The sequence below is a fragment of the Candidatus Methylomirabilota bacterium genome, from assembly GCA_035764725.1.
Classification (GTDB): domain Bacteria; phylum Methylomirabilota; class Methylomirabilia; order Rokubacteriales; family CSP1-6; genus DASRWT01.
The window spans coordinates 1-19,341 of record DASTYT010000145.1; the positions used below are offsets into that span (position 1 = coordinate 1).

Here is a 19,341-nt window from a genome sequence, read left to right on the forward strand (position 1 = left end):
GCGGTCTTGCCGCCGGCGGCGGCGGTGCCGGACAGGGGCTGCAGCGTGCCGAGCTTCAAGGGCTTGGCCTGCCCGAAGGCGGCCCGCCAGGGGGCGGGCACGAGTATCGACGCGCCGAGCGCGCCGGCGGCGGCCGCGCCGAGGCCGAGCAGGTGACGTCGTGTGACCTTTCCGCTGTACCAGAAGTCCTCCGCCCGCGCCCAGGGCTCGTCGTGCCAGCGCTCTGCCATGATCAGGTCCTCCCGTTGGATCCCGCTCTCCGGGGGAGCGAGATGCGAGTGATCGGGCTGCTCACGACCGCCGATCGTCGGCGACCTTCCGGAGCGCGGCCGTGAACGCGTCCGTCGTCTGGCGAATCTCGTCTTCCCCGTGGCTCAGGGAGACGTAGAACTTTCCCGCGGCCTTCAGCACCCCGCGCCGGATCAGCTCGTCCGTGAACGCGCGGTGACGCATGCGGTCCGCGGTGAGGGTGGCGCGGTAGTCGGTGATGGGGCGGTCGGTGAAGTAGATCTCGAACACGGGCGCTTCGCCCGCCACCTGGGCGGGCACCCCCGCCGCGTCCGCGGCCTCCTTCAGCGCGGCTTTGATCCGGGCGCCCGTCTGGAAGAGCCGGGCGTAGGTGCCGGGCCGGCGCAGCTCGGCGAGCGTGGCCAGCCCCGCCGAGGCGGCGATGGGGTTGCCGTTCAGCGTGCCCGCCTGCGCGACGAACTCCGGAGTGCCCTCGAGCTCAGGCGCCAGGTGCCGCATGATGTCCGCGCGGCCCACCACCGCGGCGAGGGCGAAACCGCCGCCCACGATCTTGCCGAGAGCGGCGAGGTCCGGAACCACGCCGTAGTACTCCTGCGCGCCGCCGTACGCGAAGCGGAAGCCGGTGACGATCTCGTCGAAGATCAGCGGCACGCCGAAGCGCCGGGTGATCTCGCGCACACCGCGGAGGAACTGCTTGTCGGGCGGGATCAGCCGCTGGAACGGCTCCATGATCACGGCGGCGAGGTCACCGTGGTGCGCGGCGAGGATGGCTTCCGTCTCCGCGAGGTCATTGAACGGGGCGATCAGCACGTGCTCCTGGATGGCGTGCGGGATGCCCGCGGAGTCGGGTGTGGGCGCCGGATAGGCCTTGGGCGCGTGCGGCCCCACGCTCATCAGCGAGTAGTCGTGGGTGCCGTGGAACCCGCCCTCGAACTTCAGGATCTTCTCGCGGCCGCGGAACGCCCGAGCGACTCGGAGGGCGAAGAACGTGGCCTCGCTGCCCGACGACGTGAAGCGCACCTGCTCCGCGCACGGCACCGCGCGGCAGATCTCCTCCGCGAGGGCCAGGGTCGGCTCGCTCAGCTGGAAGTAGGTCGTGCCCTTGCGGAGCTGCCGCTCCACCGCCGCGACGACGGCGGGGTGCGCGTGCCCGAGCACGAGCGGCCCGGAGCCCAGGATGTAGTCGACGTACTCGCGGCCGGACACGTCCACGAGACGCGGCCCGCGGCCCTCGCGCACCACGAATGAGAGATCACGGGGAGCCGAGTAGCCGCCGAGGACGCCGCCGGGCAGAACACGAGCGGCCCTGTCGAGGAGGACCTCTTCTTCCGGGGTTCGGCCTGACGAGAAAGCCATCGGGCGCCTTCTTATACCCTATTGGAGGCGCGGGGCGCAAGGCCGGGAGTCCGGGTGGCGGCGACTCCAGAACCTCCCATTTTTCGGGCATGTGGAGGCCACCCGGCTGACGGCCCGGCAGAGCTTTGTGACGGGGAGCGTCAGCCTGGCGCGTCTCGAACATGGGCCTACAGCACGATCACCCCGGCTGCGCACCCCCCTGCATGGCATGCGCGGCGGGTCCGGCGTTTCCGGCTACTTTCCAATACGCCCCCCGTAGTGACGGGGATGTAGGCCCTTGCGTGGCACCCGCCAGGGGTACCCCCTGCCGCGCATCGGCCGTGCTCCCGCCACCACCGCTCCGGCGAGGCCCGACCCCCGCCTCCGCGTCGCCGCCTCGAGTGCTCGAGGTGGAGGCGCCGGGCGGCGGCGTTCTCGTCAGCGTCGACTTCTAGTCGACGGTCTTCCCTTCGCGCGACCTGCCTTCCGCCGCGCTCGTCCCGCCTTCCGTCGCGTCTTGGCCGGGCCGCCCTGCGCGCGCCACGCGGCGAGGTTCGCCTCGATCTGCCGTGCGTGGATCTCGAGGTGCTCGGCGTAGAGCCCAAGCCAGCCCTCGACGGTGTACGCGCCCATTTCGGTGTGGCGGCCGCTGCGGCTCCAGCTCTCCTCCGGCAGGGTCCGCAGCAGGGGCACCGTATTCGCGCGGACGGCGATCACGGTCGCGAGGGCCGGGGCCAGCGGCCGCCCGGCGTAGTTGAGAGCGCGGGCCCACTCCGCCTGGTCGTAGCCGACGATCAGTGGGTCGCGCTCGGCGAGGAGGTAGCGGAGTCGCAGATGGGCGTTGCTCTCACTGTCCGCGCAGTGCAGCACCACCTCGTGGGCGGACCACTCGCCGGGAGCGGGCCGCCACTGCAGGGCGGGGCGCGGCACGCGGCGTAGCGCGGCGCGGAGCCGCGCCGGCCCCGCCGCGTAGCGGGCGATCGCCGCGCGGCGCTCTGCCGGCGTCACCGCTCGGCGCCTGCGGCGCTGAGCCGCGCCTCGCGCAGGGCGAGGCGGATGCGGTGGCGCTCGTCGTCCGACACCGGCGTCAGGGGCGGGCGCACGTGCGCCGCGGGGATACGGCCCAGCAGCGCGAGCGCCTCCTTCATCCGGTTGTGCATGTCGACGAACGGCGGCGCGTAGAAGACGTTCACGAGCGGGGTGAGGCGCTCGTTGATCGCGCGCGCCTCCTCGAGGCGGCCCGCCTTCACCGCGGCGTGGAGGCTCGCCTGGAGGTCCGCGGCCACGCTGCCCATGCCCGAGATGCAGCCATCGGCGCCGAGGGCGAAGCTCGCCATCAGTGACATGGTGAACGACGAGAGCATCGCGACGGGGCGGCCGGACGCCCGGAGCGCACGGAGGTTCTTCTCGTAGGCCACGATGTCGTTCGACCAGTCCTTCACCGCGGCCACGGTGGGAATCTTGCAAAGGGCGGCCAGGGTCTCGGGGCTATAGCCGATGCCCGAGGCGGGAGGATACTCGAAGACGATCAGCGGCAGATCCACGCCGTCCGCGAGCTCGGAGAAGTGGCGCAGCACCATGTCGGGCTTGAGCTGGGCGCCCCACATGAACAGGGTGGGCGGGAACACGAGCAGCCCCGCCGCGCCGGCCGACCGAGCGTCGCGCGCCAGCTCGATCGCCTCGCGCGTGCCGTCCGAATACACGCCCGCCACCACCGGCACCTTCCCCGCCACCTCGTCGAGGGCGATCGTCAGCGCGTGCCGGCGCTCCTCGCGCGTCAGTGACGAGACCTCCGCGGCATGGCCGTTGGCCACGATGCCGGTCACGCCGGGCGCATCGGCGAGCCAGCGTAGATGGCTCCGATACGCGGGCTCGTCGATCTCGAGGTCGACGGTGAAGGGCAGGAGGTTGGCCGGCATGCAGCCCTGGAAGCGGAGGTCCTGTCCCATCGCGGCTCCTCGTCGTCCTACCAGTTGGCGATCTCGTCCGCCACCGCCTTGGCGGGCAGCACGCGCGCGTAGGCGCGGCCGATGATGTCGAGGGTGGCCCGCTGGATCTCGGGCCAGAGCGTGGCCACGCCATCCTCCACCACCGTCATGCGGTACTCGCGGTTGAAGCCGCCCACCACAGTCGCGAGCACGCAGATGTCCGTCATCGTGCCCGTGACGACCACATGGCTGATCCCACGCGCGCGGAGTGCTCCATCCAGCACCGTGCCGTGGAAGCCGTCGTAGTAGTGCTTGCGCACCACAAGCTCGTCGGCGCGGGGCTCGAGATCGGACACCGTGGCGGTGTTGGCCTCGCCGACCAGGCAGGAGGACGAGGGCAGCCCGCGGCCGCGGGGGGCCGTCGGGGCGGCCCGGCGATGCTCGGGATGCAGCTCGCCCACGAGCAGGGGCGCGCGTTCCGCATAGACGAACTCGGTGAAGACGACCGGGAGGCCCTGCCCCCGGAAGAGACCGACCAGCTCCTGCAGCCGCGGCACCATCTCGCGCGCCGGCGGCACCTCCATGGCCTCCCCCGAATCGAGGAAGGCGCGCTGCATGTCGACGACGAGCAGCGCCGTGCGCCCGGGAGCGAGCGCGAGGGCTTGCTCGAACGCGGCGCGCCGGTCGGTCACCAGGGGGCGACGGAGAAGGCGTTCGGGATGTGGCGGATGGCCTTGACGCCGCCCTCGTCGTTGACGATCACGGCGATGACGTCGAAGCGGCAGGGCATCTCCCGCATGCGCTTGGCCTTGAGGTAGCCGTGGGCGAGCTTCCCTAGCCGGTTCTGCTTGCGGGTCCGCACGCCTGCCTGGGGCGGGTCGCCCTCCAGGTCCTTGCGCGTCTTCACCTCGACGAAGACGAGGGTCTTGCCTTCCTTGGCGACGAGATCGATCTCGCCCGCCCGCGTGCGGACATTCTTGTCCAGGATGGCGTAGCCGCACCGCGCGAGGAATCGCGCGGCCTCGTCCTCTCCCTTCACTCCAATGGTCCTACGTGTGTCGGTGGGCACGGGTCACTCCTTGACCGGCGCAGGATCGATGAACCGCTTCAGCATTCGAACAGCTCCGCCTGCCACGCGACGCCCTGGAACGTGCGCCGGTGCAGGGGACAGGGGCCGAACTTTTTGAGCGCGGAGCGGTGCTCCTCGGTCGGGTAGCCCTTGTGGCGGCCGAACCCGTACTGGGGATAGACCGGGTCCATTTCGTCCATCAGGCGATCGCGCGTCACTTTGGCCACGATGGACGCCGCCGCGATCGTGGCGGAGCGCTGATCCCCGCGGACGAGGTTGCGCTGCGGGCAGGGCAGGCCCCGGAGGCTCACGAAGTCCGTGAGCACGAGCTCGGGTACCGCGCTGAGTCCGTCCAGGGCCGCTCGCATCGCCAGCCGTGTCGCCTCCAGGATGTTCACCCGGTCGATCGTTCCCGCGTCCACGATCCCCACTGCGTACGCGATCGCACGCGTCTGGATGAGCCCGAAGAGCCGCTCCCGCTCCTCGCGAAGGAGCCGCTTCGAGTCGTCCAGCCCATCGATCCTTGCGCCCTGCGCCAGGATCACCGCCGCCGCCACCACGGGTCCCGCGAGGGGCGCCCTTCCCGCCTCGTCCACGCCGGCGACCCGGCCGAGGCCGGCCCGCCAGGCGACTCCTTCGAACCGATACGGGGCGCCCGTGGCGCGCTCCGTCCGCCTTACGCCTGCTGCTCGCCCGAGCTGGGCACTTGCGCGATGCGCTTCTCTTTGAGCCGCGCCGCCTTCCCCGCAAGGTCGCGCAGGTAGTAGAGCTTCGAGCGCCGCACCGCCGCCCGCTTGGTCACCTGGACCCGGTCGATGCGCGGGGAGTGCAGGGGGAAAGTCCGCTCCACCCCGACGCCGTACGAGATGCGGCGCACGGTGAAGGACGCGCTCGCCCCGCCACCCCGCCGGCGGATCACCACGCCCTCGAAGGCCTGGAGCCGCTCCTTCTCGCCCTCGACGACCTTCACCTGCACCCGCACGGTGTCGCCCGGCCCGAACCCCGTCCGGTCCTTCTTGAGCGCCGCCGCATCCACGATCCGGATCGCTTCCATGACGTGTCTCCCCGTCCTTCGTCGCTAGATGTAGTCCGAGGGCCTGCGGCCCTGGTTGAATCCGTCCACCCACTTTTGCTCCTCGGGCGAGAGGTCGGCCGTCTCGAGGAGGTCGGGGCGGCGCTGCCATGTCCGCCACACCGACATCACCCGGCGCCAGCGCGCGACCTTGCCGTGATCACCGCCCAGCAGCACCGGCGGCACCGCCCAGTCGCGAAACCGCTCGGGCCGCGTGTACTGAGGATGCTCGAGGAGCCCCCGCGAGAACGAGTCGTGCTCCGGGGCCGCGGCATCGCCGAGCGCGCCGGCCTGAAGCCGCGTGACCGCATCCACCACCACGAGCGCCGCCGGCTCGCCGCCGCTCAGCACGTAGTCGCCGATCGAGAGCTCCTCGTCCACCAGGTGCTCGCGCACGCGCTCGTCCACGCCCTCGTAGCGACCGCAGACCAGCAGCACGTGGGGCCGCCGCGCGAGCTCGCGCGCGACGCGCTGGGTGAAGCGACGGCCGGCGGGATCGAGCAGGATGACGTGCGCACCGTCGCGGCGGGCGACCTCGAGCGCGGCGGCCAGGGGCTCGGGCTTGAGGATCATCCCGCCGCCACCCCCGAAGGGCGCGTCGTCGGTGACGAGATGCCGCCCGCTGGCGTGGTCGCGGAGATTCACCAGACGCACGTCCACCAGGCCGCGCTCGCGCGCGCGCCCGACGATGGACTCGCCCAGCGGCGCCTCCAGCATCCCCGGGAACAGCGTGACGATGTCGATCCTCACAGCGTGTCCAGCCCCTCCGGCGGATCCGCGACGATACGCCGCTCCGCCACGCTCACGTCCAGCACGAACTCGGGCACCGCCGGGAGCATCCACTCCCGCCCATCCCGCTCGATCACCCAGAGGGGCTGGGCGGGCGAATCCTCCACCCTCACGAACCGACCGAGCGCCCGGCCGTCCGAGGTCTCGACCGTGGCCCCCTCGAGCTGCCACGGATAGAACTCGCCCTGCCGCGGCGGCAGGACCTCGGTCCGCTCCACCGCCAGCAGCCGCCCCTGGAGCGCGCGCGCCGCCTCGGGCGACTCCACGCCCTCCAGCCGCACCCGCACTCCGTCTCCATCGAACTGTCGCTCGACCACGCGGCACGCTTCCCGTCGGCCGCGCGCGGGCTCCCAGAGGAAGCACGCCTCCAGCCGGCGGAACCGCTCGCGCGGGCGATCCGTCAACGGCCGCACCCGCACCTCGCCGCGCACCCCGTAGGGCCGCAGCACCTCGCCGACCGCGATGAGCGGCGGGTCGGCGTCCATCACGTCAGGCCTTGCCGACCCCGGCGCGCGCGAGCAGATGCTTGACCGTGTTCGAGGGCTGCGCGCCCTTCTTGATCCACGCGACGGCCTTCTCGGCCTCGATCTTGAGGAGCGGCGGGTCGCTGAGCGGGTTGTAGTGCCCGATCACCTCGATGAACCGCCCGTCCCGCGCTGCGCGCGAATCGGCCACCACCACGCGGTAGGCCGGCTTCTTCGTCGTCCCCGTCCGTCTCAGTCGGATGTGCACCGCCACTGGCTCACCTCGTCGTCTGTCTGGTTAGCGTCCGAGGAACGGCAGGCCGCCCTTGAGTTTGCCCATCCGTCCCTCCATCTGCTTGAGGCCCTTCATCATCTTCTTGAGCTGCGCGTGCTGCTTGAGCAGTCGGTTCACGTCGGCGACCTGCGTGCCGCTGCCGCGCGCGATGCGCATGCGGCGGCTGCCGTTGATGATCGACGGCTCCTGCCGCTCGCCCGGCGTCATCGAGGCGATGATCGCCTCGTAGCGCTGGAGCTCTGACTCCTCGCCCCGCAGCTCCTTGGGCATGCCCGAGCCCTTGAAGAACGGCACCATGTCCATGATCTGCTCGAGCGGGCCCATCGAGCGGAGCTGCTTGAGCTGCTGGGCGAAATCCTCCAGGGAGAAGCGCTCCGAGCGGATCTTCTTCGCGAGCTCCTCGGCCTGATCCTGATCCACCACTGACTGCGCCTTCTCGACCAGCGAGAGGACATCGCCCATGCCGAGGATGCGGGCGGCCAGGCGGTCGGGGTGGAAGGGCTCGAGCGCGTCGGTCTTCTCGCCCATGCCCACGAAGGCGATGGGCCGCCCGGTGACTTCCCGCACGGACAGCGCCGCCCCCCCGCGCGCGTCACCGTCCATCTTGGTCAGGACGAAAGCGTCCACGCCGACGGCGGCGTTGAACTTCTCGGCGACCGTCACCGCGTCCTGGCCCGTCATCGCGTCGACCACCAGGAGCACGTGGTGGGGACCGACCTCTCTCTTGATCGCCTTCAGCTCGGCGAGCATCTCCTCGTCGATGTGCAGGCGACCCGCGGTGTCCAGGATCAGCGGCGAGAGTCCGCGCTGCGCAGCCTCGTCGCGGGCCTGCCGGCAGATCGCGACGGGCGCGACCGCGGGATCGCCCAGCACCGGCAGCCCGAGGCCCGCGCCCAGCGTCTTCAGCTGATCGATGGCGGCGGGGCGATAGACGTCCGCCGAGGCCAGCATCGGATGCTGCCCGCTCTTCTGGAAGTGGCGGGCAAGCTTGGCAGCGGTGGTGGTCTTACCCGAGCCCTGGAGTCCCACCAGCATGATGACGGTGGGGGGATGCGGCGCCATCGCGAGGCGATGGGCGGAGCCGCCGAGCAGTTCGACCAGCTCATCCCGCACCACCTTGACGACGTGCTGGCCGGGCGTGAGCGACTTCAGCACGTCCTGCCCGATGGCCTTCACGCGGACGCGCTCGACGAATCCCTTGACGACCTTGAAGTTGACGTCGGCTTCCAGGAGGGCCACGCGCACCTCGCGCAGCGCTTCCTGGACGTTTTCCTCCGTCAGCCGGCCGTACCCGCGAAGCCGGTCGAAGATCGCATTGAGACGATTCGAGAGATTGTCAAACATGGAGGACCCCTAAGGCTAAGGGCGAAAAAGCGAAAAGTCAAGCCTATTTCGGTACTTCCGACGCACTCCGGAGGGCGCGGACTTCCTGGGCCGGGTCAGGGCTCCCGAAGATCGCGGAGCCGGCCACGAGGACGGAAGCCCCCGCCCTGGCCAGGGCCCCCGCGTTGTCCCGTTTGACCCCCCCATCCACCGAGACCTCGACTGGCCGGTTCCCCACCAACCCTCTGATCTCTCGGATCTTTCCGTAAGCGCTTGGGATGAAGGACTGGCCGCCGAAGCCGGGGTTCACCGACATCACCAGGACCAGGTCGAGGTCATCCAGGACGCACTGGAGGGTGCTGGCCGGGGTGCCCGGGTTCAGAGCCACCCCCGCCCGGGCCCCGGCCTCCCGCACCTGCGCCAGGCAGCGCTGGAGGTGGGTAGCGGCCTCGACGTGCACTGTGACCAGGTCGGCCCCGGCCCGGACATAAGTTTCCACCCATCGCTCCGGCTCCTCGATCATCAGGTGCACGTCCAGGGGCAGGCGCGTGCGTTTCCGGATCGACTCGATGATGGGAGGCCCCAGCGTGAGGTTGGGGACGAAGTGCCCGTCCATCACGTCCACGTGGAGGAGATCGGCGCCGCCCGCCTCCACGCGCGCGATCGCGTCGCCGAGCGCGGCGAAATCGGCGGAGAGAATGCTCGGCGCGATCCGGGCCACGGCCCCCACCTTACTCGACGCCCTCCCGGCGACGCAAACCCTGACGCCGGCCGCGTTACGCGGGACCAGTCAAGCCCGCTCGGCCACCGCTTGGGGATGGCGTTTCCGCAGCACGACCAGTGCCGCCGCGAGCGCCACGACCACCGCGGCGACCAGCGCGGTCTCTATCATCCCGGCCCGGAACGCCTCGCCGCCCGTCCGGGCGAGCTCGCCCAGCTCGGCGGTGAGCACGATGATGCGCCGGACCGAGGCGATGAGCGCCACGAGCAGGAAGGGCTCCGGCACGAGCAGATGCTCCCGGAACGACACCTGCACGGTGTAGAGGATCTCGACCACCATCAGGACGAGCAGCGTCCGGTCCAGAAACGGGATGATGTTCATGCTCGAGAGGCCGCCCGCGAACGTGCGCCAGAAGGCGAGGGCGGCATCGACGAGCAGCGCGGCGAGGCCGGCCGCGAGCAGGAGGCCCAGCACCACGTAGACGCCGTCCTCGACCGTGGAGAAGATGCGCGCGATGGTCTCGCGGAAGTTGCTCCGGCTTCCCGCCCTCATCGTGTCGAAGCCGCCTCGGACCCGACCCGGCGCACGGGGCTCACCACGCCGATTCGCCAGAACGGGCCGCCGGTGGCCAGCGGGGCCTCGCAGGCCACGAAGGCGGGCACGGGATCGTCGAGCACCCAGCAGAACTGATCGGGCGGCGTCTTGCCGAGGAGCTTGGCCGCCGTGCCCAGGACGAATCCGAGCTTCGGCGACATGCGATAGCGCCGCGTGGGTCGCGTCTCCCCGGCGATCTTGCCCGGGTCCTCGCCGGCCGGCACGATGTCGAGGGCGATCACGCGCGGCTTGGGCGTGAAGGCGACCAGGTGCACGGAGGCGGGCTGCCCCTCGGGTAGGTTCCGCACCAGGGTCAGGAGGAGGCCGTTGTACGTGTCCGGCGGCAGCTCGATCGTGCCGCGATAGGTCTGCGCCTTGTCGCCCTTCCGCGACTCGACGACGTACTCGCCGGTGTCCTTGGTCAGCGACACCTGCATCTCTTCCGGGAACGAGGGGCCCTTCTGGACGAGCTTGTAGCTCACGAGGGCGAAGCTCTTGTTCTGGGTGAACACGACGGTCTCGTCGTGCACGGAGCCGTCATGGAAGCGCAACACCATCCGGCTGTCGACGCGACCGTTCCGCGCGAGCTGGGTGATGTCGCCCTGGCCGAGGCTCTTGCCGTCGAGTGCGTGCACGGTGAGAAAGCCCCGCGTCACACCCTCGATGAAGCGCACCGTCACCGGCTCTGCGCGCGCCGCCGAGCCCGCTCCGAGGAGGAAGACCAGCCCGAGCAGGGCGGCCGTGCCGGCGCTAGGGCGGGCGAGGCGGCGCCGGAGGAATCGGTGGAGTCGTTCCACTCGGGATCCAGACCCAATCGTAGGGCACTGCCTTGCCATCGCCGTAGAGCTGTAACGGCCGTCGGGATAATTCACCACCCGCTTAACACGTAGTGCACGTTCGCATTGTTCATCACGGCACCTCCACGCATCCCACGAGCATCAGTGATGCCAAATGCCGCGCGGCCTCGCGGGCTCGATTTTTCGCGGGGCCCGCGCGGCCTTCCTCGGAGCGGCGCGTCGGCTCATCGGAAACGACCGGGTAATCCATTCCGCTGTCGCGCACCTTTCGGATAGACTTGAGCGGATGCCCGCTCACTCGCCCGGCGATTCCGCGCATCCTGAGCGTCTGGGCTGGCAGTCCCTGATGGAATGGGTGGCCATCGTGGTCGCCTCCGCCCTCTGGCTATTCCTCGCCGCGCGGCTCGTGCGAAGCGATGGCCTGGGGGCGTCCCTCTGGTGGGCGACGGGGGTGGGGGCGGCCGTGGGCTATCTCGCCGGCGACCTGATGTCGGGCGTGGTCCACTGGTTCTGCGACACCTTCTTCGAGGAGCATTCCCCGGTGATCGGCCGCGTCTTGATCCATCCCTTCCGGGAGCATCATCGTGATCCGCTCGCCATGACGCGCCACGACTTCGCGGAGATCGCGGGGAACAGCTGCCTCGCTCTGGCGCCGGGGCTGGGCGTCGTGGCGCTGCTGCCGGCACCCACGCGCCCGCTCTGGCTGGGCGCCTACGCGGCGCTGCTCGTCTTCACCGTGGTGGCGGTGGCGACCAATCAGCTGCACAAGTGGGCGCATATGCCCGCGGTGCCGGGCTATGTGGCGGCGATGCAGCGGACGGGGCTGATCCTCAGGCCGCTACGCCATGCCGCGCATCACCGCACCCAGGCCGAGGCCTACTGCGTCGCGACGGGATGGCTGAACCCCTTCCTCGACCGCATCGGCTTCTTCCCCGCCGTGGAGCGCGCGCTCGTCGCGCTGGGTTTGCCCATGTCCGACACCGCGCCTAGGACCCGCTCCGCGAGAACGGATAGATGAGCTGACGCGCGTAGCCCTCGGGGACGGGATCGCCCTCGAGGCCGTAGCGGACGGGCCAGCCGTCGCCCGGCAGGTAGTAGGTCCCGAACACCCAGTCGATCATGGGCAGGTGGACAGCGAAGTTCTTGTCCACCGCAGCCGACTCCGCCGCGTGATGCCAGTGGTGATACTGCGGCGTGGCGAGAAGATAGCGCAGCGGCCCGAAGAGAAAGCGCACGTTGGCGTGGATCCAGATGGCCTGGAACGACACGAACAGCAGGTAGGCGTAGGTTGGCGCCGTGGCGAAGCCGAGCACGTAGACGGGCACGAACCCCACCGCGCGCGTCACCACGATGTCGGCGAGGTGCAGCCGCGAGGCGGCCAGCCAGTCCAGGCACACGCTCGAGTGATGCACCTGGTGGAAGCGCCAGAGCCACGGCACCGCGTGAAACATGCGGTGGGTCGTGTACTGAGTCAAGTCGGCGATGACCAGGATCTGCATGAACTGCAGCCACGCGGGCTGCGCGGCCACCGCGTGCTGCAGCGCAGGGCTCACCGCCCAGCGGAAGAAGATGGCCGCGGGTACGAGGGTGAGGAGCACGGTGGCCTGCACGAGCAGGTGGCTCACCGCGAAGTGGGCCAGATCCGTCGTCCATCCCTTGCGGAACACCCGCTGCTCCGGCAGTCGCGCGAACAGCGCCTCGATGGGCACGAACAGCGTGGCCAGGATGAGCAGGTTGATGAGGAACCAGTCGAGCCCCAGGTGATCCGATGGCCGCACCGGCGTGCTGACCTCTACCCGGGAGCCGCCCATCAGCGTGGCCAGCGTCGTCAGCCCGGCCCCTGTGAGGCCCATTGCCTTGCGGCGCTTGATGAGGAGGCTCGCCACCCCGCAGAGGAAGCCGGCGATGAGCCCGGCCTTGATGATCCAGCGAATCAGCCGCATGTCGTAAACGTCGCGGAGGGCAGGCGTGGTGAGGAGCGAGGGGTACCAGAGACAGAGCACCGCGCCGACGCCCGCCGCGCCCAGCAGCACCGAGGTGACGCCGAGCGCGAAGCCGGTGAGCCCGAGCCAGCGCACGCGCCCGCTCACGCACGCGCTCCGCGGCGCAGTCGGATCGCGGTGAAGGCGTCGGTGCCGTGCCGGTGAGGGAAGAGCCGCACGATGCCGCGCGCGTCCGGCCGGACGGGAAACTCGTGGGGCGTCTCCACGACCCAGTCCTGATGGGCCTCGAGGAACGGGAAGACTACGTCTTCGTTCTCGTCGGGCTCGAGTGAGCACGTCGCGTAGACGAGGCGGCCGCCGGGCTTGGTCATCGATGCGGCGGCCGCGAGAATGGTCCGCTGCTTCTGCTGGAGGCGTCGCAGGTCGTCCTCGGTGCGGCGCCACTTCACCTCGGGATTGCGCCGCAGCACGCCGAGGTTCGAGCAGGGCGCGTCCACCAGCACGCGATCGCAGCGCCCGGTCCATCGCGGCGCCAGCGCGGCGGCGCCGCCCACGTGGGTCTGGATGATCGTGAGGCCGAGGCGCGCCGCGCCCCGATCGAGCAGGGCCAGCCGCGCCGCCTGTGGGTCGAAGGCCACGATGCGGCCACGGTTGTCCATCAGCTCGGCGAGGTGGGTCGCCTTGGTGCCCGGCGCGGCGCAGACGTCCGCCACCGTCTCACCCGCGCGGGGCTCGAGCAGGCGCGCGATCAGCATGGAGGCCTCGTCCTGCACGGTGCACCAGCCCTCCGCGAACGGGACGAGGCGGGCGGGGGCTCCCTTCTCGAGCACGAGGCCTTCGGGTGCCAAGGCGGTGGGGCGCGTCTCCGCGAGGTCCTCGTCACGCAGCCGCCGGGCCAGGCCCTCGCGGTCGATGCGCAGCCGGTTGGCTCGCAGCGCGATCGGCGGCCGCTCGTTGCCGGCCGCCATCAGCGCCTCGGCCTCCGCGTGGCCGTAGCGCGCGATCCAGCGCGCGGCGATCCAGTCGGGATAGGACCAGCGCACGCCCGCCGCCGCCACTGCGTCCGCGGGAAGGGGCGGCGCGCCGGTGGCGCGGGTGAGGGCGCGCAGGACCGCGTTGACGAACTCCGCCGGCCCGGGGACGCGCGACTTGAGCTTGGCGAGGCTCACCGCCTCGTCCACCGCGGCCCAGCGCGGCACGCGGTCGAGGAACAGGATCTGATACGCGGTCAGCCGGAGCAAGGCGCGAACCCACGGGTCCAGGCGGTCGAGCGGGCGGTGGAGATGCGCGGCGAGCCGCCAGTCCAGGTGGCGCTGCCAGCGAAGCGTGCCATACACGATCTCGGTGCAGAGGGCGGCGTCGCGAGGCTCGAGGGCGGCCCGGTCCAGGGCGTGCTCGAGCGTGATGTCGGCGAAGGCCCGGTCGCTCTCCACGCGCACGAGAATACGGAGGGCTTCGAAGCGCGCCTGGGCGACCGGCCCGGCGCGCAGCACGGGGCTCACGCCGCCACCTCGCGGACGCGGTCGCCTGGGCGGAGCCGGGCGCCCCGGAGGAAGTCTTCCCACGCCATCGCCTTGCGGTTCTCCGGCTGCACCTCGACCGGGAGCAGCAAGCCGTCACCGGTGACGATGGCGGTGGAGCCGGGTCCGGTGGTCACCAGCGTGCCGGGGGCCTCCGTCGCCGGATGCGGCACCGCGGCCGCGCGCCAGATCATGAGCCGCCCGCCGGGCGTCGCCAGCGCGGCGCCGGGCCAGGGATTGCACCCGCGCACCCGCGCGGCAAGGGCGCGGGCCGGCTCCAGCAGGCGGAGCCGGCCATCTTCCTTCTTGAGGCGCGGGGCGAGCGTCGCCTGCGCGTGGTCCTGGGGCGTCGGCGTGATCGCGTCGAGGCCGGCCAGCGTGCGCAGGAGCACCGCGGCGCCGAGGGGCGCCAGGCGCGCCGCCAGCTCACCCGCCGTCTCGTCGGACCCGATCGGCGTGGCCTCGCGCAGCAGCATCGCGCCGGTGTCCATCCCGGGATCCATCTGGAACGTCGTGATGCCGGTCTCGCGCTCGCCGCGGATGATGGCCCAGGCGATGGGCGCGGCGCCGCGATAGCGGGGGAGGATCGAGGCGTGCACGTTGATGGAGCCGCGTGCGGGCACGTCGAGCACGGCCTTGGGCAGGATCTGGCCGAAGGCGACGACCACCGCCACGTCGGCGCGATGCTCGGCGAGGCGCTCGGGCCAGCCGGGATCGCGCAGGCGCGGCGGCTGCAGCACGGGGACGCCGGCGGCGAGCGCGCGTTCCTTCACCGGGGGCGGCGTGAGGCGCTGGCCGCGGTGGGCCGGCTTGTCGGGCTGGGTGATGATGGCGACGACCTCGTGGGCGCCCAGCAGCGCCTCGAGGGTCGGCAGGGCGAAGGCCGGCGTCCCGTAGAAGAGGACCCGCAACCGACTCCCGCCTTCAGAGCGCGAAGGCGTGGTGCGGCGCCTCCGCGGGAAGCCCTTCCTTCTGGATCTTCTTCTTGATCCGGTCGCGCGTCACCGGAGGCAGCCGATCGATGAAGAGGACGCCGTCGAGATGATCCATCTCGTGCTGGATCACCCGGGCCTGGAGGCCGCGCGTCTCGAAGGCGAGGGGGTGGCCCTCGGCGTCCTTCGCCTCCACGCGCACCCACTCGCTGCGCTCCACCTCGCCGAAGATGCCCGGGATGGACAGGCACCCTTCCTCGCCCCGGACCGACCCGCCGCGCTCGACGATCGTGGGATTGATCAAGGCGCGCGGCCCTCGGCTGCCGTCGTCGACCAGGATGAGGCGCATGGAGACCCCGACCTGCGGCGCGGCCAGGCCGATGCCGACCTGGTGATACATGGTTTCGACCATGTCTGCGATGATGCGCTGGACCTCGGGCGTGACCTCCGCCACCGGGTTGGCTTTCTGCCGGAGGATCGGGTCACCGTAGCGTCGAACGGAAAGAACGGCCATGACCGTATTGTAGCGAGCTTTTAGATCGTATCTATCTCTAAGATGCCCGCGGCCCTGCGTCGGCGCTCGAGAAAGGGACGCAGGGGCTCTTCCAGCAGGTGCGGGAGATGGTCAGGACCTTTCACGAGCATGCGCCACCAGGGGCGACGGCCGAGCGCAGTGCCGCGCGGCGCCGGCGGGTACACGGTGAGGCCAGGGATGCCGCGCAGCGCCGCCGCGCACTCCTCCAGCAGGCCGCGGGCGTCCTCGGCGCTTTTGCCCTGCACGCCGATGAGGCAGAGCCGGCGAAACGGCGGGTAGCCCAGCTCGCCGCGGAAGCGCAGCTCGGGCTCGTAGAAGGCTTCGCGGCGGCGGCGGCGGGCCGCCTCGACGACGTAGTGTTCCGGGTGCAGCGTCTGGACGACCACCCGGCCGGCCGCGCTCACCGCTTCCATCGCCGCCCACAGCGCCTGGAAGGCGCGCTCGCCCGCTCGGAAATCGGGCACGCGCAAGAGGCCGTCGAAGGCGATGAAGCCTACGGCGGCGAGCGTGGCCGGCTCGAGCCCTCGCAGGACGCCGGGGCCGCCCACCAGCACCTGAGCCTCCGCGGCGCGCGCTGCGTCCCGACCGCGGCCGCCCGGCCGCGCCGCCCCGAGACGCGGGAAGCGCTTGCGCAGCGCCGTCATCACGCGCTCGGGGCTCCAGCCGAACGGCGAGAGGCGGTGGCCGCCGCAGCGCGGACAGGCGCCGGGCAGTGGGCTCACGCGCCCGCAGAGCCGGCACTCGAGCGTGACGCTCATCCGTGAGAAGCCGAGCCCCACGCCGCAGTCGGGGCAGCGCAGCACCTCGCCGCACTCGTCGCAACCGAGCGCCGCGGCGTCGTGCGAGACGATCAGCGCCACGCGCCCGCCCCGCCGCGAGGCGTCCTCGAGCGCGCGAGTGAGGGGCAGCGTGAGCGGATGATTGCGGAGGATGCCCTTGGTGTCCGCCGTGATGAATTCGGCGGCCGGCCTCTCGGACGCAGGCTCGCGGCGGGCCACGCGCTTCTGATCGGCGGCGTGCCACATCTCCGCGGAAGGCGCGCCGGCGAGGAGCAGCAGCTGGCTGCCCTCGCGGCGCGCGCGCTCCAGCAGTAGCTCGCGCGAGTGCAGGCGCGGGGCGCCGGGCGGGCGATGCGCGGGGTCTTGCTCGTCGAGCAGCGCCAGGGTCGCGGGCGCGGGGAGCGGGAGGAGCAGCGCCGAGCGTGTGCCCACGACGACGCGGGGGCGCGCGCGCATCGCGCCGAACCACGCCGCCCGCCGCACCGTCTCGGCGGCGCCGCTGTCGAGGCGCGCCCCGCCGAGCTGCTCGGCCCAGCGCGCCGCGGACTCGATGTCGGGCGCGACGACGAGCACCGGGCCGGGGGCCCGGCCGATCTCCTCCGCCAGCCGCGCGTGGCGCTCGGGGTCCATCCAGAGCGCGGGCGGCGGTCCGGCGCCCGGCGCGGGCTCGGGCGGCGGCGCGAGCGATTCCGCGGCGCCGCGACGGGGCGGCGGCGGCACGAGCGCGGCCAGCGTCGATCCGGGCGAGGAAAGGCTTTCCGCCGCGGCCCAGAGACCCAGGTCGAGCATGGCCGCGGAGAGCGCCGCCACCGGCTCGAGCGGCGCCTGCACCTTCGCGAGGCCTCCGGTGTCGCCCTCGCGAAGCGCCACGACGAGGCCGACGCGCGGCCGTCCCTGCAGCGGGGCGAGGACGCGCTGTCCGCGGGCCAGCCGAAGCCCCGGCGGAATCGCGTAGGAAAGGGGACGGCGAAGCGGAAGGTCGAAGACGATCTCGGCGATCCCGTCCGTCACGCGCCCTTCCCCGTCAGGGGAGGGAGTTCGGAGGCGGGGCGGCGCTCAGCCGATCGAACTCCCGTCGCGCGAGCTTGAGATCGTCCCACGCCATGCGGCGATACTCGGGGCCCGGATTCCTCAGAAGGAACGCGGGATGGAAGGTCGGCACGAGCACGCTGTCGCGGTACTCGTAGAGGCGCCCGCGCAGCTTGGTGATGCCCTCGCGCGTGCCGAGCAGGGTCTGCACGGCGAAGTTGCCCAGGGCGAGGATCACCGCGGGCCGTACCGTGTCGAGCTGCGCCATCAGGAACGGGTTGCAGGCCGCGACCTCGTCGGGCTCGGGGTTGCGGTTCCGCTCGGGACGGCACTTCACGACGTTGGCGATGTAGGCGTCGCGCTCGCGGTCGAAGCCCACCGACTCCAGCATCTTGGTGAGGAGCTGGCCGGCGCGGCCCACGAAGGGCTTGCCCTGCTTGTCTTCTTCCTCGCCGGGGCCCTCGCCGACGACCATGAGCCGCGCCCGGGGGCTGCCGGAGCCGAACGCGATGGTGGTGCGGCTGTGGCAGAGCTTGCAGAGGGTGCAGCCCTGGAGTGCCGCCTCCTGCGCGGCCAGCGCGCTCGCAGGATCTACCGCCGGCGGCGGGGGCGTCGCGCTGACGGCCCGCGTGATCTCGGTCATGCCGAGATCACGGTGATGCCGCAGCGTCTGGGCGACGTCGCGCAGCGCATCGGCGAGCTCGCTCATGCCGGGTTTCCTTCTCCCCTCAGGGGAGAGGGCTGGGCTGGGGGGCCGCGGTCGCGGCCGTCCGAAGCGCGAGCACGCGGTCGAGGATCGCGTCGGCGACGGCCACCTTGCTCATCTTGGGCAGCTCGACCTCGCCACCCCAGCGATCGAGCAGCACCACCTGGTTGTCGTCGGCCTCGAAGCCGATGCCGCTGCGGCTCACGTCGTTGGCCACGAGCAGGTCGATGCCCTTGGCGGAGAGCTTGGCGCGGGCGTTGTGCCGCACGTCGTTGGTCTCGGCGGCAAAGCCCACGAGGAAGGCGCGGCCCTTGCGCGAGGCCAGCTCGCGCAGGATGTCGGGGCTCGGCACCAAGGTGAGCGTGAGCCCCTCGTCCTTCTTCGACTTGATCTTCTGCCCCGCGGGGTGCTCGACACGGTAGTCGGCCACCGCGGCCGCCTTGATCACCACGCTCGCGCGGGGCAGATGGTGGAGCGCGGCCTCGCGCATCTCCTCGGCCGTCTGCACGGGCACGTAGGCGGCGCCGGGCGGCGGCTCCAGCGCGGTGGGCCCCGCGATGAGGATCACCTGGGCGCCGCGGCGGAGGGCGGCGGTGGCGATGGCGTGGCCCATCTTCCCCGAGGAGCGATTCGAGAGATAGCGCACGGGATCGATGGGCTCGCGCGTGGGGCCGGAGGTGACGAGCACGCGCTCACCGGCCAGGTCGCGAGTCGGGGAGAGGAGCCGTTCGAGAGCCTCGACGATGGCGTCCACCTCGGGGAGCCGTCCCTTGCCGCTGAGCCCGGAGGCGAGGACCCCGGCGTCGGGCTCCAAAACAACGATGCCCCTCTCACGTAAGGTCGCCACGTTCGCCGTCACCGCCGCGTGATCCCACATGCCGCCGTCCATCGCGGGCACCATCAGCACCGGTCCCCGCGCGGCGAGGAGGACCGTGGTGAGGAAGTCATCGGCGAGGCCGTGGGCGGCCTTGGCGAGGACGTTGGCGGTGGCGGGCGCCACCACCACGGCGTCCGCGCGCTCGGCGATGGCGACGTGCTCGACCGCCGCGCCGCTCTGGGGATCGAAGAGATCGGAGAGGACCGGGCGCCCCGACAGCGTGCGCCAGGTGAGATCGCCCACGAAGCGCTCCGCGTGCGCCGTGCGCACCACCGTGACCGCCGCGCCGAGCCGGGTGAGCTCGCGCAGCAGGTACACCGCCTTGAATGCGGCGATACTGCCGGTGACGCCGAGGATCAGCTCCTTGCCGCGGAGCGCCACGAG

General features: G+C 71.6%; 22 protein-coding genes and 1 pseudogene. 1 reads left to right on the forward strand and 22 read right to left on the reverse strand.

The window, feature by feature from the left end; genetic code table 11:
* The 15 genes and pseudogenes from VFX14_23820 to VFX14_23890 form a co-directional block, all read right to left on the reverse strand.
* The coding region (locus VFX14_23820) for a twin-arginine translocation signal domain-containing protein (GenBank protein ID HEU5192721.1) at positions 1-230 on the reverse strand (230 nt) is incomplete at its 3' end.
* Positions 231-291: 61 nt separating this feature from the next.
* On the reverse strand, positions 292-1,605 hold the full coding sequence (locus VFX14_23825) for an aminotransferase class III-fold pyridoxal phosphate-dependent enzyme (GenBank protein ID HEU5192722.1): 1,314 nt from the start codon (positions 1,603-1,605) through the stop codon (positions 292-294).
* A gap of 417 nt (positions 1,606-2,022) precedes the next feature.
* On the reverse strand, positions 2,023-2,592 hold the full coding sequence (locus tag VFX14_23830) for a DinB family protein (protein ID HEU5192723.1): 570 nt from the start codon (positions 2,590-2,592) through the stop codon (positions 2,023-2,025).
* The gene (locus tag VFX14_23835; GenBank protein HEU5192724.1) at positions 2,589-3,533 is read right to left on the reverse strand and encodes a dihydrodipicolinate synthase family protein; all 945 of its coding nucleotides are present in this window, start codon (positions 3,531-3,533) and stop codon (positions 2,589-2,591) included. Before VFX14_23835 ends, VFX14_23830 begins: the two co-directional genes overlap by 4 nt.
* A 17-nt stretch (positions 3,534-3,550) precedes the next feature.
* Positions 3,551-4,204 (reverse strand): isochorismatase family cysteine hydrolase, encoded by a 654-nt coding sequence (locus tag VFX14_23840; GenBank protein HEU5192725.1) that lies wholly within the window; start codon positions 4,202-4,204, stop codon positions 3,551-3,553.
* Entirely contained in the window at positions 4,201-4,581 is a 381-nt protein-coding gene (locus VFX14_23845; GenBank protein HEU5192726.1) for a YraN family protein, read from the reverse strand. The genes VFX14_23840 and VFX14_23845 overlap by 4 nt, the downstream gene beginning before the upstream one ends.
* A 38-nt stretch (positions 4,582-4,619) precedes the next feature.
* A pseudogene (locus tag VFX14_23850) lies at positions 4,620-5,237 on the reverse strand (ribonuclease HII).
* 20 nt (positions 5,238-5,257) lie between these two features.
* Positions 5,258-5,635 carry a 50S ribosomal protein L19 gene (gene rplS / locus VFX14_23855; protein HEU5192727.1) on the reverse strand — a complete coding sequence of 126 codons (378 nt, stop codon included), beginning with the start codon at positions 5,633-5,635 and terminating at the stop codon, positions 5,258-5,260.
* Between the two features lie 24 nt (positions 5,636-5,659).
* Positions 5,660-6,403 carry a tRNA (guanosine(37)-N1)-methyltransferase TrmD gene (trmD, locus tag VFX14_23860; protein ID HEU5192728.1) on the reverse strand — a complete coding sequence of 248 codons (744 nt, stop codon included), beginning with the start codon at positions 6,401-6,403 and terminating at the stop codon, positions 5,660-5,662.
* Positions 6,400-6,927 carry a ribosome maturation factor RimM gene (gene rimM, locus VFX14_23865; protein HEU5192729.1) on the reverse strand — a complete coding sequence of 176 codons (528 nt, stop codon included), beginning with the start codon at positions 6,925-6,927 and terminating at the stop codon, positions 6,400-6,402. Before rimM ends, trmD begins: the two co-directional genes overlap by 4 nt.
* Positions 6,928-6,931: 4 nt before the next feature.
* Positions 6,932-7,180 carry a 30S ribosomal protein S16 gene (gene rpsP / locus VFX14_23870; protein ID HEU5192730.1) on the reverse strand — a complete coding sequence of 83 codons (249 nt, stop codon included), beginning with the start codon at positions 7,178-7,180 and terminating at the stop codon, positions 6,932-6,934.
* 24 nt (positions 7,181-7,204) lie between these two features.
* Complete coding sequence (gene ffh, locus VFX14_23875) at positions 7,205-8,545, reverse strand: signal recognition particle protein (protein HEU5192731.1); 1,341 nt, start codon at positions 8,543-8,545, stop codon at positions 7,205-7,207.
* A 43-nt stretch (positions 8,546-8,588) separates the two neighbouring features.
* Positions 8,589-9,245 carry a ribulose-phosphate 3-epimerase gene (gene rpe, locus VFX14_23880; protein HEU5192732.1) on the reverse strand — a complete coding sequence of 219 codons (657 nt, stop codon included), beginning with the start codon at positions 9,243-9,245 and terminating at the stop codon, positions 8,589-8,591.
* A 69-nt stretch (positions 9,246-9,314) separates the two neighbouring features.
* Positions 9,315-9,797 carry a phosphate-starvation-inducible PsiE family protein gene (locus tag VFX14_23885; protein ID HEU5192733.1) on the reverse strand — a complete coding sequence of 161 codons (483 nt, stop codon included), beginning with the start codon at positions 9,795-9,797 and terminating at the stop codon, positions 9,315-9,317.
* Positions 9,794-10,636 carry a hypothetical protein gene (locus tag VFX14_23890; protein HEU5192734.1) on the reverse strand — a complete coding sequence of 281 codons (843 nt, stop codon included), beginning with the start codon at positions 10,634-10,636 and terminating at the stop codon, positions 9,794-9,796. Before VFX14_23890 ends, VFX14_23885 begins: the two co-directional genes overlap by 4 nt.
* 286 nt (positions 10,637-10,922) lie before the next feature.
* On the opposite strand from VFX14_23890, the gene VFX14_23895 reads away from it, so the two are divergent.
* Positions 10,923-11,654 (forward strand): fatty acid desaturase CarF family protein, encoded by a 732-nt coding sequence (locus tag VFX14_23895; GenBank protein HEU5192735.1) that lies wholly within the window; start codon positions 10,923-10,925, stop codon positions 11,652-11,654.
* On the opposite strand, the gene VFX14_23900 is transcribed toward VFX14_23895, so the two are convergent.
* From VFX14_23900 to coaBC, 7 genes are read right to left on the reverse strand one after another with little or no spacing between them, the layout of a single operon-like run.
* The gene (locus VFX14_23900; protein ID HEU5192736.1) at positions 11,623-12,726 is read right to left on the reverse strand and encodes a sterol desaturase family protein; all 1,104 of its coding nucleotides are present in this window, start codon (positions 12,724-12,726) and stop codon (positions 11,623-11,625) included. The genes VFX14_23895 and VFX14_23900 overlap by 32 nt on opposite strands.
* Positions 12,723-14,081 (reverse strand): 16S rRNA (cytosine(967)-C(5))-methyltransferase RsmB, encoded by a 1,359-nt coding sequence (rsmB, locus tag VFX14_23905; GenBank protein HEU5192737.1) that lies wholly within the window; start codon positions 14,079-14,081, stop codon positions 12,723-12,725. The genes VFX14_23900 and rsmB overlap by 4 nt, the downstream gene beginning before the upstream one ends.
* Positions 14,078-15,010: a methionyl-tRNA formyltransferase gene (gene fmt / locus VFX14_23910; GenBank protein HEU5192738.1), complete on the reverse strand. Its 933-nt coding sequence runs from the start codon at positions 15,008-15,010 to the stop codon at positions 14,078-14,080. The genes rsmB and fmt overlap by 4 nt, the downstream gene beginning before the upstream one ends.
* A gap of 13 nt (positions 15,011-15,023) precedes the next feature.
* The gene (gene def / locus VFX14_23915; protein ID HEU5192739.1) at positions 15,024-15,545 is read right to left on the reverse strand and encodes a peptide deformylase; all 522 of its coding nucleotides are present in this window, start codon (positions 15,543-15,545) and stop codon (positions 15,024-15,026) included.
* A gap of 20 nt (positions 15,546-15,565) precedes the next feature.
* Positions 15,566-17,356 (reverse strand): hypothetical protein, encoded by a 1,791-nt coding sequence (locus VFX14_23920; GenBank protein ID HEU5192740.1) that lies wholly within the window; start codon positions 17,354-17,356, stop codon positions 15,566-15,568.
* Positions 17,357-17,369: 13 nt separating this feature from the next.
* The gene (locus VFX14_23925; GenBank protein HEU5192741.1) at positions 17,370-18,083 is read right to left on the reverse strand and encodes a uracil-DNA glycosylase; all 714 of its coding nucleotides are present in this window, start codon (positions 18,081-18,083) and stop codon (positions 17,370-17,372) included.
* A gap of 19 nt (positions 18,084-18,102) precedes the next feature.
* The gene (gene coaBC, locus VFX14_23930) at positions 18,103-19,338 is read right to left on the reverse strand and encodes a bifunctional phosphopantothenoylcysteine decarboxylase/phosphopantothenate--cysteine ligase CoaBC (protein ID HEU5192742.1); all 1,236 of its coding nucleotides are present in this window, start codon (positions 19,336-19,338) and stop codon (positions 18,103-18,105) included.
* Positions 19,339-19,341: the final 3 nt, after the last annotated feature.